Below are 13,458 nucleotides of genomic sequence, written 5' to 3'. Positions count from 1 at the left end.
GCGGGGCCCACCACCAAGGCCACCACCACGGCCGCGGCCGTGTGGGGGACTACCCCAGGGCCGAGATCGCCGACCTCAGTGCCGTCAGGTCCGCCGGCGTGAAGCCGCTCGGTCGCATCACGGCATACCAACCGTCGACGTACTCCGTCGTGTACTTGTGGCCGTGACCCGGCGGCACCCCGGTGGAGAACGGCAGGTCCGCGCTCACCTGCCAGAAGGTCACGAAGGGCATCCAGAACATCTGTGGGAGGACGTCCTTGCCCGCCGCCTCGCCGATCCAGTCGGGCTCGGTGAGGAGCAGGTGAGGGGTCCACCAGACGATCGGGTCGGACGGGTGCATGAGGTAGAGGACCCGCGTCCCCTCCCATGGCTGGGCCGCCGGAGGGAGCGAGCTTCCGGCGTCCGTTGCGAACCGCACCGTGCGGCCGTTCTTGTACACCGGCTGGATCTCCGGGCTGCCCGGGTCGCGGTGGTCGCTGAAGTCGCGGAACAACGTGTTGAAGTTGGGAGGTCCTGCGAAGACGGTCCCGGCGGTGCGGTTGCGCAGGTCGTACTCACCGCTGAAGGCGGTCTCGCCGCCGAACGTCCCCAGGCTCTCACCACCCACGAACAGCTTCGGGCGCTGGTTCGCAGGCAGCGTCGACCAGCGCTCGTACACCGCGTCGAAGAGGGCGCGGCCTGCTTCCCGGGCCTTCGTCTGGTCGACCAGGAACGACAGCCACGACGGCAGGTAGGAGTACTGGATGGCGACGGTCGCTGCGTCGCCGCCGCCGAGGTACTCGAAGGGAGCGACCAGCGCGGGGTCGACCCAGCCGCTGCCGGTCGTGGTCAGGACGAGCAGGTTCGCCCGCTGGAAGCCGCCCGCCCGTTGGAGGTCGTCGACAGCCAGCGCGGCCCGCTGCTCGGCGTCGGCCGCCGAGTCCAGACCGGCGTAGATCCGGATCGGCTCCTCAGCGGGGTGGTGGACGATCGTCGCGATGTCGCTGGCAGTGGGACCCGATCCGGCGAACGTCCGGCCCTCCCGACCGAGGGAGTCCCACGGGACCAGCGAACCCGGTCCACCCGACCGAAGGCCGGTGGACGGCTGGGTCACGCCTTCCTCGGTGATCCCGTTCCGGACGGAGAAGGCCTCGTCCATCGCAGTCACCAGGCCGTCGAGCAGGACGCCGCTGACGAGGAAGCCGACGGCTACGGACACGAGCACCCAGCCCGTCGCTGCGGCCGCTCGCCGGCCGAAGACGCGAGCGAGGAGGTGGGCGACCCGGCGGTACACCCATCGGATGCCCCGCCCGGTGAGAAGGAACAGTGCGAAGAAGAACACCGCGACCACCGGCGACGCGACGACCAGGGCGACGTTGTACTCCGTCACCCCCATCAGTGCCCGGATCTCGTGCTGCCAGTACTGCCCGAGGGCGAAGGACACCACCAGCAGGACGGCGGCGACGAGCAGGAAGACCCGCCAGGACGATCGTGTGGGCACTCGAGCCTCGCGGTCCGCGAAGGCGCGCCACAGCCATGCGGCCAGGACACCCAGGCCGTAGCCGATGGCTGCGGTGATCCCACAGACCAGGCCCTGGACGAAGCCACCGCGCGGGAGCAGCGAGGGCGTGAACGACAGGGCTGCGAAGAGGACGGCACCCCAGCACCCGGGGAGGGTCCAGTGCAACAGCCACCGGATCCGGCCGGGGCCGTCCACCGCCGGCACGGGCTGCGTGGCCTCGGCCGCGGCGTCCGTGCCGTCGGAGCGTGGGGGGTCAGACACCTCCGCAGCCATCAGGGTTGCTGCCAGGAGCGCTCGGTGTCGACCACGGTGCGGGAGAGCACCGCCGCGAGGAGCGAGCCGATGCACAGACCCAGAGCGAGGTTGATGACGCCGACGCAGACGGCCGCGTCGGTCTCTCCCCCGCGGGCGAACGGGAGGATCATCGCGGCCAGCGTCACCAGGCCGACGATCCACGAGAAGAAGGCTCGCGGCCTCGGAGTGGTCGCCGACAGCAGATGGGCCATGGCGGTCGCGGCGAGGGCCATGAGGAAGGCCGTGACGGCGTAGTTCAGCGAGAGCGAGTCGCTCACGTGCACCACCACGGCTGTCGTCGTCAGGCTGATGTCCAGCACCCCCTGGCCCACCAGCACTCCGATCCACGCGACAAGGGCCGCGACGCAGGCCGTCGCAGCGCCTCCCGTCCACAGCCGACGGGCGTCCACGGCGACGTGAGGGGGCTCTCCCGGAGCGGCGGCGCGTGCCATCACACCCCCACCCCCCGGGTGCACGCGAGGAGGAGCGTGCCAAGCCGAGACCCCGCGCTCGGCGGACGGCTGCTGAGTGCTTCGAACCCGGTCACCAGGATCTTCATCGGCGTGCCTTTCATGGTCGTCAGACGCTCCATGTCCATGGCGGACATCCCCTTCCCCTGAGGCGCGGTCCGGCCCCCCAGCGACCGGACCCTTCGACGAGACCCACGATGCTGGACCGGGGGCTCGCGGGACATCGTCCTCTGAGGGCCATATCCGCATCTGCCGCCCCAGCTCACGCACCTCCACGAGGGGCGCCTTCGGTCACGGCACTAGTCGGCTCCGCTGTGCCCACCTCCGCCGCGCGACCGCTCGGCCTCGACAGCCCGGTAGATGTTGCCGTGGATGTGATCGGCCCCTAGACGCTCGATGACGCCATCGCGCTCGAGGGTGGCGCGCACCGACGGCTTGAGACGCGCCAGGCGCAAGGTCACCCCGGAGTCGTGCGCCACCTCGACCAGGTCGGCCATCTTGTCGACGCCCTGGGAGTCGATGAAGTTGATGCCGCCGCAGTCGAGCACGACCCCGGCGAGCCCGGATCCACCCTGGATGACCTCGCGGAGACGGTCGTCGAACGCGTCCGCGGTGGCAAAGAAGAGCCCGCCGTCGAGACGGATCACCGCGACGTCCGGGAAGACCGTGTCCTCCGGGTGCTCGTCGACCTCCCTGAAGACCTGGGTGCCCGACTCGAGGCCGAGAGCTGGCATCTTCGGACGGGTGGCGACGGACACGAGCCAGATGAGCGAGAGGAAGATCCCGATGATGACGCCCGCAAGGACCCCGAAGATCAGGGTTCCGGCGATGGCGGCGACCGCGATCCAGAAGTCGAAACGCTGGACGCGCGCGAGCCGTCGCATCTCCGGGACGTTCATCATGCCCATCACGACGGCCTCGATGATGAGGGCCGCGAGCACCGGCTTGGGGAGGTTGGAGAAGAGCGGGGCGAGGAAGAGCAGGGTGAGGATGACGGTGACACCCGACGTCAGCGACGCCACGCCGGTCTTGGCCCCCGAATGGTCGTTGAGCGAGCTCGCCGACAGGCTCGTCGAGACCGGCATCCCCTGCACGATCCCGGAGGCGGTGTTGGCCAGCCCCTGCGCGGTCGACTCCTGGTTGATGTCGATCCGGTAGTGGTGCTTCGCCGCGAAGGCGCGTGCGTCCCCTGCGGTCTGGGAGAAGCCGATGAGGAGCAGCGCGACCGCTGCCAGCGACGTGGTGGCGGCGTGGTCCCACATCAGCTGCAGGTCGGGCAGCTGGAGGGAGGGCAGCCCGCTCGGCACGTCGCCCACGAGGGCCACACCCTTCGCCCCGAGGTCGAAGACGGCGGCCGCGATCAGCCCGCCCACGACGAGCACCAGCGCGCCGGGCACCTGCGGTGCCACCGCCCTGAGCCCGAACACGACGACGAGGGCGACGACTCCGACGACGACGGTCGCGGTCTGGGTGTCGCCGAGGGTGCCGAACCAGGACCACAGCTCCTGGATCGGGTTCGACCCGGAGACCTCGGTGCCCGTCAGCTTCGGCAGCTCGCCGATGACGACGTCGATGGCGGCACCGAACAGGAAGCCCGTGACGACTGCGCGCGAGAGGAACCGGGCGATCCAACCCATCTTGAGAACAGCCAGGAGCAGGAACAGCATCCCTGACGCCAGCGTGATCCCGGCGACGAAGCTGGCGACGTCGGCCTCATCGACGAGCCCAGCGGCGAGCACGGCGCTCGCGGCCACCGCTGCCAGTCCGGAGCTTGGGCCGACGGAGATCTGTCGGCAGCTGCCGAAGACGGCGTAGACGAGTGCTCCGGCGGCGGCCGCGTAGAGGCCGTTCTGCAGTGGGATCCCGGCGATACCGGCGTAGCCGAGGTTCTTGGGCACGATGAGGGCGGCCACCGTGACCCCCGCGATGAGGTCGCCCCTCAGCCAGGCCCGGTCGTAGGACCGCAGCTGGCCGATGAGGGGAACCAGGTTCCAGGTCCGCCGTGGCGTCTCGGTCATCGTCCAGGCCTGCTCGTGCCGTTCAGGCCGTGGGTCCGTCGCGGTCGCGCGAGGTGGTCCTGCGTGGTGAACGACGGAGGCAGCGGGGCGGCTACTGAGGTCATGGGCGGTCTCCCTGGGGACGTGCCTCATGCTAGGTCTGCGCCGACGGGCGGATGCTCACCCCGTCAGGATGAGATTCGGTGCGGGGGAACGCGCTGCGGGTCCCAGCGGGTCCTGCGTCGGGTACGTCAGAGGCATGAGCGACACCTCCTTCGACCTCGAGCGGTTCGTGCGTGCCCAGGACGCCGGCGGCACGTACGCGCGCGCCCTGGCCGAGCTTGGGGCCGGCGCCAAGCGAAGCCACTGGATGTGGTTCGTCTTCCCGCAGGTCGCCGGCCTCGGCCACAGCGAGACAGCGAGGTTGTATGCCGTGTCCGGACTTCCCGAGGCCCGCGCCTACCTGGGCCACCCGGTTCTCGGACCACGCCTGCGCGAGTGCGCCGAGGCACTCGCTGCACTGGGGACGACAGATGCGGCCGAGGTGCTCGGCCCCGTGGACGCGACGAAGCTGCGCTCGTCGATGACGCTCTTCGAGCGGGCGGCGCAGGATGTCAGCGACGCCGAGCCCTTCGTGCGAGTGCTCGAGCACTTCTTCGGCGGACGACGGGACGACGCGACGACAGGGATCCTCGGATCGTGACCGGCGACGGCATCCGCGCGGCGGACGCCACGGGCCGGAACCGCCCCCCGGGCACGGCTCACGGGCACGCCTCGCCGGCCCGGGACGAGCGTGGGTCAGGTGAGGCCGACCCGCGGCGCTGGAAGGCGCTGTGGGTCTGCCTCGTGGCCGGCTTCATGACCCTGCTCGATGTCAGCATCGTCAACGTCGCCCTCCCCTCGATCCAGACGGGCCTGCAGGCCAGCCCGAGCGACCTGCAGTGGGTCGTGTCCGGCTACGCCCTGGCCTTCGGCCTGACCCTCGTGCCCTCCGGACGCATCGGCGACGTCCTGGGACGGCGCACCGTCTTCGTCGTCGGTGTCGTGCTCTTCGGGCTGGCGAGCCTCGCGTGCGGACTAGCTCCGAACAGCGCCCTGCTCGTCGTGGCGAGGCTCGTGCAGGGGGCTGCCGGGGGCATCCTCAACCCGCAGGTGTCAGGCCTGATCCAGCAGCTCTTCCGTGGCGCAGAGCGCGGGCGCGCCTTCGGCCTGCTCGGCGCGACGATCGGGATCTCCACCGCGGTCGGGCCCGTCGTCGGCGGCGTGATCCTGAACGGGCTGGGCGAGCAGACCGGCTGGCGGTGGATCTTCATCGTCAATCTGCCGATCGCGGCCGCGGCCGTGCTGCTCGCGATGCGCTGGCTGCCCGACCCGCCCGCCCGGGACCCGGAGAGCAGGATCGACGCCGATCCCGTGGGAGTGGTGCTCCTCGGTGCCGGCGTGCTCGGCATCCTGCTGCCCGTCGTCGAGACCGGTCGGGGTGGCGCCGGCGTCCCGTGGTGGGTGGCGGTGGTCGGTCTGGCCTTCCTCATCGCCTTCTTCGCGTGGGAGCGGTCCTACACCCGACGAGGTCGCAGCCCGCTCGTCGACCTGGCGCTCTTCCGCGTGCCCGGCTACGCGCCCGGTGCGGCCGTGGGCACCATCTACTTCGCCGGATTCACCGGCATCTTCTTCGTCCTGACGATCTTCTTCCAGGAGCAGCTCGGCTTCACCCCGTTGCTGGCCGGGCTCGCCGTGACTCCGTTCGCCGCCGGATCGGCCGTGACCTCGGCTATCGGCGGACGCCTCGTCAGTCGCTTCGAGCGCTCGTTGGTGACCGTCGGGCTGACGGTGGTCCTGCTCGGCCTGCTCTGGGTCGACGTCGTCCTGGGCGCGGTCCACGACTCCTCGCTCGGCTGGTGGCTCGCCGGGCCACTGCTGGTCGCCGGTGTCGGCAGCGGTCTCGTCATCTCCCCCAACATCACCCTGACCGTCGACCGGGTCCCCGTGGAGCGGGCCGGCACCGCCGGCGGACTCCTCCAGACCGGCCAGCGCATCGGCACGGCAGCAGGCATCGCGCTCGTCGGAGCCGTCTTCTACTCGGGCATCGCCGCCGGTGGCAGCCTCGATGCCGCGGGGGCCCTGCGGGTGGCCGCGGTGCTCGTCGCCGTCGCCCTCGGCGCAAGCGCTCTGGACCTGCGCAACCGCCGCCGCGGTGCGCGGGAGCCCGCCTGACGGCATACCGCCTCGTCTCGGCAGCAGCGACGACGTCGATCCGATTTTGCCAACTCGCTGCGCGAAATCGGACAAAAGGTTTCAATCGAACGCGTGACCGTGCACCTCGGCCGGTGACCTCGTCTCCCAACCTGTGTCTGGACGTACCGATGAAGCCCACCCCAGAGTCTCGCCACCCCGGCCCCGGACGCCTCGGACGCCTCGGGCGCCTCGGGCGCCTCGGCCTCGTGCTGTCCGCCGTCGCCTCCCTGGTGTTCCTGCCCGCAGCCGCCCCGAGCGCGTCGGCGGGTGGCGTCCGGGTCCCGGCCACTCCCGCCGGTCTGCCGGCCGCCATCGAGGGCCTCTCGCCCTACGTCCCGCCGACGGGCTGCGACCTCCGCACGCGGACGGGCTCCCTGAAGCTCGCCCAGCTCATCCAGGCGACCTACGCGAACACCTACGGCCTGTCCCGCAGCTGCACCTCGGCGACCACGCCGTCCTCCGAGCACTTCGACGGTCGCGCGGTCGACACCTTCTTCAACGTGCGCAACACGACCGAACGTGCCGAGGCCGACGCGGTCCTGGCCTGGCTGCTGGGCACCGACAAGGTCGGCAACCGCTACGCCAACGCCCGGCGTCTCGGGGTCATGTACATCATCTGGAACAACAAGATGTGGAGCTCCTACCGCTCCTCCGAGGGCTGGCGGCCCTACAGCACCTGCGCGACGACGCCGTCGTCGGCCTACGACACCGCGTGCCACCGCAACCACATCCACCTCAGCCTCTCGTGGGAGGGCGCCAACGGGCGAACCTCCTTCTGGAGCAAGGCCGTCGCCCCGGTCGACTGGGGTCCGTGCCGTCCCGCCGACCTCAACTGGTCGGCCGGGAACGCCGCGCCCAATGCCAGGCCCTGTCCTCGCTACGCCATCGTCAAGGCGCCCACGGGAGCCAGCGCGCTGCTCAAGGAGCTGGTGCCCCGCTCGGGCATGGTGCTGCGCCCCGGGATGTCCGGCCCTGCCGTCAAGGCCCTCCAGAAGGCTGTGGGCGTCTCTCCGGTCACCGGCACGTTCGCGTCGGTGACGACCAGTCGTCTCAAGGCCTGGCAGACCAAGCACGGGATCACGGCGAGCGGCGTCGCCTACGCGTCGACCTGGCGTGCGCTGCTCACCGCGAACGGCATGCCACGCTGATCCGACCACCCCGCCGTCGGGACCTGCGGGCCCCGGCGGCGAACGCGTCGGACTGGCTGCGCGCCGGTCAGGCTGCGCGGGAGGACGGCCCCGCATACGCGTGGTCCACCGCGGTGCGCACGCGGCGGTGAGGCCAGGTGGCGGCGACCATCGCGATCAGCGCGAGGCAGACGGCTGCACAGATCGAGACGCCCATGTGGGCGCTCGTGTGCTGGCCCACCCAGCCGGCGGCCAGGAAGGACAGACCTGCCGCGGCGATGGACACGCTGCCGGCCAGGCTGAAGATGCGACCGCGGAGGGCGGGCTCGGTGACGAGGGCGAAGGTCGCCTGCAGCGGCACCATGAACGCCTGCAGCGTGCCGGACACGAAGAAGAGCCCCGCGACGACCCAGATCGGCGGCTCCAGCGTCGTCAGCAGCAGCGGCAGAGGCATGAGCAGGGCGAGTGGCACGATGGACTGGTTCTGCTGGTGCACGTCACGTCGGCCGATGACGAGGATGCCGACGATGGCCCCGACGATGGGCGCTGCCATGAGCACGCCGCCCCAGCCGTTGTGGCCCGCGATGGGGATGGCCAGCGCCTCCGGCGCGGCGATTCCCAGGCTGGCCACCGCGCTCAGGGTCACGAGCCGCGCCAGGACCGGGTGACGGGCGAGGTCGCCGGCGGCGGTCGAGAGGTCGTGGAAGAAGCCACGAAGGCCGCGCCCACGCTGGCCGGTGACGGCTCGAAGCGGTACGACGAAGAGGATGACGAGTGCAGCGGCGACGAAGGTGAGCAGGTCCAGGAGCAGACCCGTCTCCGGACCGAGGAGCACGACGATCCCGCCCCCGACGGCCAGGCCGATCGCCTGGTTGAACTGCTCGGACATCGCGCCGAGACCAACGGCCCGGGCGTAGAGATGACGGTCCTCGAAGAGGTCGGTGAGGAGCACCATGTTGGACGCCGTCGAGGCCCCACCGACCAGCTCGAGCGCGCAGAGGACGAGGAACATTACCCACGGCGCCGAGCTGCTGAAGACGAGCCACATGAGCCCGAGCACGCAGGCGGCCCGGACGAGGTGGGACCAGATGAGCACCCACTTGTAGGGGAACCGGTCGACGATGGGACCCACGAGACTGCGCCCGAAGAAGGTCGGCACCAGGCTGACGGCCAGCGTCGTCGCCGTCGCCAGCGGCGAGCTCGTCCGCTGGTAGACCACGGCCGCGATCGTGACCCGCGCGATGTAGTCGCCCCACATGGACAGCGCATTGGCCAGGAAGATCGGCAGGTAGCGCGGCACCCGGAGAACGGCGCCGTACGTCGGCACGCTGCCGGCCTCGCCCTCGCTCCGAATCACGGGACGACGCTACCCCGAGGTGGGGACTCGTAAAAGTTGAAATCAGTGGCATGACGCGATCGCCGCGCCACCCGGCGCCAGAGCTCGGCGAGAGCAGCGCCCTCTCCGGCCGAACGCCCCATGATCCGACCGATGCCGTCGAGGTCCCGCAGGTCCGACGGCACGCTGTCGATGGGTCGCCCGCGCCACAGCACTCCGGCGTTGCGCATGAGCGCCCCGAGGCGCCACGCCTCCCGGAGGGCGTCGACGTCCTCGGCCGAGATGAGGCCCTCGGCGCCGAGCGCATCGAGACCCGCCATGGTGCCCGTCACGCGGAGGGCCGGCCGCGAATGGGCATGCTCGAGCTGGTGCAGCTGCACGACCCACTCGACGTCGGTGAGGCCGCCACGACCGAGCTTGAGATGGGTTCGAGGATCGGCACCGCGCGGCAGACGCTCGCTCTCCACGCGAGCCTTGAGGGTGCGGATGTCGCGCACCTGGCTCTCGCTGATCCCGCCCTCGGGCCACCGCAACGGGTCGATGAGGGCGAGGAAGGCCCCGGCCAGCGCCGGCGGTCCGGCGATCGGGGTGGCTCGCAGCAGGGCCTGGAACTCCCACGTGAGCGCCCACCGCTCGTAGTAGGTGCGGAAGGAGTCGACGCTGCGCACCATCGGGCCGGCCTTGCCCTCGGGACGCAGGTCGGCGTCGAGCCCCAGGCCGGGATCAGGGCCTGACCCCGACAGGAGCTTGCGCAGCTCCTGGACGACCATCGTGGCCCGCGTCTGCACCTCCTGCTCCGAGGAGCCGGGGTGCGGCTGGTGCACGAACATGACGTCGGCGTCGGAGGCGTAACCGAGCTCACGACCCCCGAGGCTGCCCATCGCGACGACGAGGATGTCCCCGCCGACGGGCCCGCCCTCGCGCTGCTCGACCTCCCGGGTGGCCGCCTCGAGCGCGACCTGGATCGTCGCACCGGTGAGGTCGGTCAGCGCTGCGCCCACCCCCGCCAGGTCGATGACACCCACGAGGTCGCTCATGACGATGCGGAGCAGCTCGTGGCGCCGGATCGCACGGACCGCGGCCACGGCGTCGGCGGCCGACTCACGCCGGCCCGCGGCCGACTGCATGGTCGCCGTGATGGCCTCTCGGCTCCGCGGTGTCAGGCCGTTGTCGTCGCCGAGGATCGAGACGCTCTCCGGCGAGCGCACGAGCAGGTCCGCGGCATACCTGCTGCGGGCGAGGCAGTGGGCGAGCCGGTCGGCGGCGCGTCCCTCGTCGCGGAGCATCTTGAGGTACCAGTGGGTCGTGCCGAGCTCGTCGGACACGCGCCTGAAGGACAGCAGGCCGGCGTCGGGGTCGGCCTCGTCGGCGAACCACCCGAGCATGACCGGCAGCAGGGTCCGCTGGATCGCCGCACGCCGGCTGACGCCGGTGGTCAGGGCCTCGAGGTGGCGCATGGCGCCGGCCGGGTCGCGGAAGCCGAGCGCGAGCAGCCGCTGCCGCGCGGCCTCCGGGCTGAGGCGGGCCTCGGTGGGGCTGAGCTTGGCCGCCGCAGCGAGAAGCGGACGGTAGAAGAGCCGCTCGTGCAGCCGGCGCACCTCGCGCGCCGCGGCCTGTCGGTCGGCGACGACGGCACGTTCCGGGTGGGTGCGGTGCCCCATGGCGCGACCGAGCCGGCGCAGGTCGGGCTCGGTCACCGGCATCAGGTGCGTGCGTCGCAGTCGGTGCAGCTGGATGCGGTGCTCGAGACAGCGCAGGTGCCGGTAGGCCCGGTCGAGGACGGCGGCGTCCTCACGGCCGACGTAGCCGCCACGGGCGAGGGCGGACAGGGCCTCCAGCGTCGTCGCGGAGCGGAGGCCGGTGTCGGTGCGACCGTGCACGAGCTGGAGCAGCTGCACGCTGAACTCGACGTCGCGCAGGCCTCCCGGACCCAGCTTGAGCTGACGGCCGGCCTCGTTGGCGGGCACGTGCTGCTCGACCCGGCGACGCATCGCCTGGACGTCCTCGACGAAGTGGTCGCGCCCGGCCGCCTCCCACACCATCGGCGAGATCTCGGACTTGTAGCGCAGCCCGATCTCCTTGTCCCCCGCCGAGACCCACGCCTTGAGCAGCGCCTGGAACTCCCAGGTCTTGGCCCAGCGCTCGTAGTACGCCTTGTGGCTGCTGATGGTGCGCACGAGCGGACCCTGCTTGCCCTCGGGGCGCAGGGCGGCGTCGACGGGCCAGAGGCTGCCCTCCGGGGTCGGCGTCGAGCAGGCCCGCATCGTCGCGGTCGCGAGTGCGGTACCGACCCGCAGGGCGGTCTCCTCGTCGGCACCGTCGGCCGGCTCGGCGACGAAGATGACGTCGACGTCACTGACGTAGTTGAGCTCACCACCGCCCGTCTTGCCCATCCCGATGATGGCGAGCCGGCAGGCCTCGTGGCCGTCGCCGTACTCCTCGCGGGCGATGACGAGCGCGGCCTCGAGCGCGGCCTCGGCCAGCTCGGCAAGGGCCTCACCGACGGCCGGCATCTCGGCGAGCGGGTCGTCCGCGGTGACGTCCAGCGCCGCGATCTGCAGCAGTCCGCGCCGGTAGGCGATGCGCAGGGCGTCGTGCGCGGTGAGGCCGCCGCGCTCGGTCACCGCATGAACCAGGGCTGCGCGCACCTGCTCCCCGGGACGCCGCTCCGCCCGGGCGGCGTCGACCCAGTGCTCCGGGTGGCGGACCAGCTCGTCGACGAGGGCGGTCGAGGCGCCCAGGACGCCCAGGACGCGCTCCCGTCCCACGCCCGGCAGGGCGAGCTCGGCCGCGAGGGCCGAGATCCCCCAGTCCGGGTCGTCGCCGAGCTTGCCGAGGGCCTCTGCGACGCGCACGAGCCCGAGCAGGCACTGGTCCGGATCGGCCGTGTCGCCCATGACCCCAGCCAGCTCGTCGAGCTGGCCACCGGCGACGGCAGCGCGGACCGGCAGCAGCGCCCGGTCCTCGACGAGACCGACGGCCCGGTCGGGGTCGGCGAAGCCGAGCCGGGCCAGGGCCCCTTCGGTGGTGCTGGTGCGTGATGACATCGGTGTCGAATCGCTAGGTGCCAGTGGGTCGCTCGGACTGATGGCTGACCGTCAGAGGCGAGGCAGGTAACGGTCGAGCTCGAAGCGGGTGACCTCGCGGCGGTAGTCGAGCCACTCCTGGCGCTTGTTGCGCAGGAAGAAGTCGAAGACGTGCTCGCCGAGGATGTCGGCGACGAGCTCGCTCTCCTCCATGACCTCCAGGGCTCGTCCGAGCGAGGACGGCAGGGGCTTGATGCCCATCGCCAGGCGCTCCGAGTCCGTGAGGCTCCAGACGTCGTCCTCGGTCTCCGGGGGCAGCTCGTAGCCCTCCTCGATGCCCTTGAGACCCGCACCGAGCAGGACAGCGAACGCGAGGTAGGGGTTGCAGGCGGCATCGAGGGAGCGCACCTCGACGCGCGTCGACTGGCCCTTGTTGGGCTTGTGCATGGGGACCCGGACGAGTGCGGACCGGTTGTTGTGGCCCCACGTGAGGTGGGCCGGCGCCTCTCCCCCGCCCCACAGGCGCTTGTAGGAGTTGACCCACTGGTTCGTGACGGCGGCGATCTCGGCCCCGTGGCGCAGCAGGCCGGCGATGAACTGACGGCCGACCTTGCTCAGCTGGTAGGGCGCTCCCGCCTCGAAGAACGCGTTGGAGTCACCCTCGAACAGCGACAGGTGCGTGTGCATGCCCGACCCGGGGTGCTCGGAGAAGGGCTTGGGCATGAAGGTCGCGTAGATGCCCTGGGTCAGGGCGACCTCCTTGACGACCGTGCGGAAGGTCTGGATGTTGTCGGCCGTGCTCAGGGCATCGGCGTAGCGCAGGTCGATCTCGTTCTGGCCCGGGGCGCCCTCGTGGTGGCTGAACTCGACCGAGATGCCCATGTTCTCGAGCATCGTGATCGCCGCGCGACGGAAGTCGTGGCCGGTGCCGTGCGGCACGTGGTCGAAGTAGCCGGCGTCGTCGACCGGGATCGGGCGGCCGTTCGCGTCCCGTCCCTGCTCGAGGAGGAAGAACTCGATCTCGGGGTGGGTGTAGAAGGTGAAGCCCAGGTCGGCCGCCTTGGTGAGCGCGCGCTGGAGCACGTGCCGCGGGTCGGCGAAGCTCGGGGTGCCGTCGGGCAGCTGCAGGTCGCAGAACATCCGTGCCGTCCCGGGAGGGTCGCCGCGCCACGGCAGGATCTGGAAGGTCGACGGGTCCGGCTTGGCCAGCATGTCGGCCTCGTAGACCCGCGCGAAGCCCTCGATGGCCGAACCGTCGAAGCCGATGCCCTCGGCGAACGCGCCCTCGAGCTCGGCCGGCGCGACGGCGACGGACTTCAAGGTGCCGAGGACGTCCGTGAACCACAGACGGACGAAGCGGATGTCGCGCTCTTCGATCGTGCGCAGCACGAACTCTTCCTGACGGTTCATGTGTCGATCCTGCCGCATCGGTGTTTCACGGATGTTGCGACACACGACCTTCGGGACGAGAG

10 protein-coding genes are annotated in these 13,458 nt (G+C 71.2%); 3 read left to right on the top strand and 7 right to left on the bottom strand.

The window, feature by feature from the left end:
• Positions 1 to 49: 49 nt before the first annotated feature.
• The 4 genes from ABD831_RS09900 to ABD831_RS09885 form a co-directional block, all read right to left on the bottom strand.
• Positions 50 to 1,762, bottom strand: coding sequence for an alpha/beta hydrolase (locus ABD831_RS09900; RefSeq protein ID WP_344945128.1), 1,713 nt, complete (start codon positions 1,760 to 1,762; stop codon positions 50 to 52).
• A gap of 11 nt (positions 1,763 to 1,773) precedes the next feature.
• The gene (locus tag ABD831_RS09895; RefSeq protein WP_344945125.1) at positions 1,774 to 2,247 is read right to left on the bottom strand and encodes a DUF6069 family protein; all 474 of its coding nucleotides are present in this window, start codon (positions 2,245 to 2,247) and stop codon (positions 1,774 to 1,776) included.
• Entirely contained in the window at positions 2,247 to 2,402 is a 156-nt protein-coding gene (locus ABD831_RS09890; RefSeq protein WP_344945121.1) for a hypothetical protein, read from the bottom strand. The genes ABD831_RS09895 and ABD831_RS09890 overlap by 1 nt, the downstream gene beginning before the upstream one ends.
• A gap of 162 nt (positions 2,403 to 2,564) precedes the next feature.
• Positions 2,565 to 4,283 carry a SulP family inorganic anion transporter gene (locus ABD831_RS09885; RefSeq protein ID WP_344945119.1) on the bottom strand — a complete coding sequence of 573 codons (1,719 nt, stop codon included), beginning with the start codon at positions 4,281 to 4,283 and terminating at the stop codon, positions 2,565 to 2,567.
• A 238-nt stretch (positions 4,284 to 4,521) separates the two neighbouring features.
• Here ABD831_RS09885 and ABD831_RS09880 point away from each other — a divergent pair, with 238 nt between their 5' ends.
• The 3 genes from ABD831_RS09880 to ABD831_RS09870 all read left to right on the top strand — a co-directional run bounded on the left by ABD831_RS09880 (position 4,522) and on the right by ABD831_RS09870 (position 7,645).
• A complete protein-coding gene (locus ABD831_RS09880; protein WP_344945116.1) occupies positions 4,522 to 4,965 on the top strand; it encodes a DUF1810 domain-containing protein in 444 nt (147 codons plus the stop codon).
• Positions 4,962 to 6,476 (top strand): MFS transporter, encoded by a 1,515-nt coding sequence (locus tag ABD831_RS09875; RefSeq protein WP_344945112.1) that lies wholly within the window; start codon positions 4,962 to 4,964, stop codon positions 6,474 to 6,476. The genes ABD831_RS09880 and ABD831_RS09875 overlap by 4 nt, the downstream gene beginning before the upstream one ends.
• 149 nt (positions 6,477 to 6,625) lie before the next feature.
• The gene (locus ABD831_RS09870; RefSeq protein WP_344945108.1) at positions 6,626 to 7,645 is read left to right on the top strand and encodes a peptidoglycan-binding domain-containing protein; all 1,020 of its coding nucleotides are present in this window, start codon (positions 6,626 to 6,628) and stop codon (positions 7,643 to 7,645) included.
• A gap of 67 nt (positions 7,646 to 7,712) precedes the next feature.
• Here ABD831_RS09870 and ABD831_RS09865 read toward each other — a convergent pair whose 3' ends face one another.
• From ABD831_RS09865 to glnA, 3 genes are read right to left on the bottom strand one after another with little or no spacing between them, the layout of a single operon-like run.
• A complete protein-coding gene (locus tag ABD831_RS09865) occupies positions 7,713 to 8,981 on the bottom strand; it encodes an MFS transporter (protein WP_344945105.1) in 1,269 nt (422 codons plus the stop codon).
• Positions 8,978 to 12,007 carry a bifunctional [glutamine synthetase] adenylyltransferase/[glutamine synthetase]-adenylyl-L-tyrosine phosphorylase gene (locus ABD831_RS09860; RefSeq protein ID WP_344945102.1) on the bottom strand — a complete coding sequence of 1,010 codons (3,030 nt, stop codon included), beginning with the start codon at positions 12,005 to 12,007 and terminating at the stop codon, positions 8,978 to 8,980. Before ABD831_RS09860 ends, ABD831_RS09865 begins: the two co-directional genes overlap by 4 nt.
• Positions 12,008 to 12,058: 51 nt before the next feature.
• Positions 12,059 to 13,396, bottom strand: coding sequence for a type I glutamate--ammonia ligase (gene glnA / locus ABD831_RS09855; RefSeq protein WP_142177668.1), 1,338 nt, complete (start codon positions 13,394 to 13,396; stop codon positions 12,059 to 12,061).
• Between the last annotated feature and the right edge of the window lie 62 nt (positions 13,397 to 13,458).

This window comes from Terrabacter ginsenosidimutans, from assembly GCF_039539425.1.
In the GTDB taxonomy this organism is placed as follows: Bacteria; Actinomycetota; Actinomycetes; order Actinomycetales; family Dermatophilaceae; genus Terrabacter; species Terrabacter ginsenosidimutans.
Note: the sequence above shows the minus strand (reverse complement) of the source record. Positions and strands in the feature narration are given on the sequence as shown.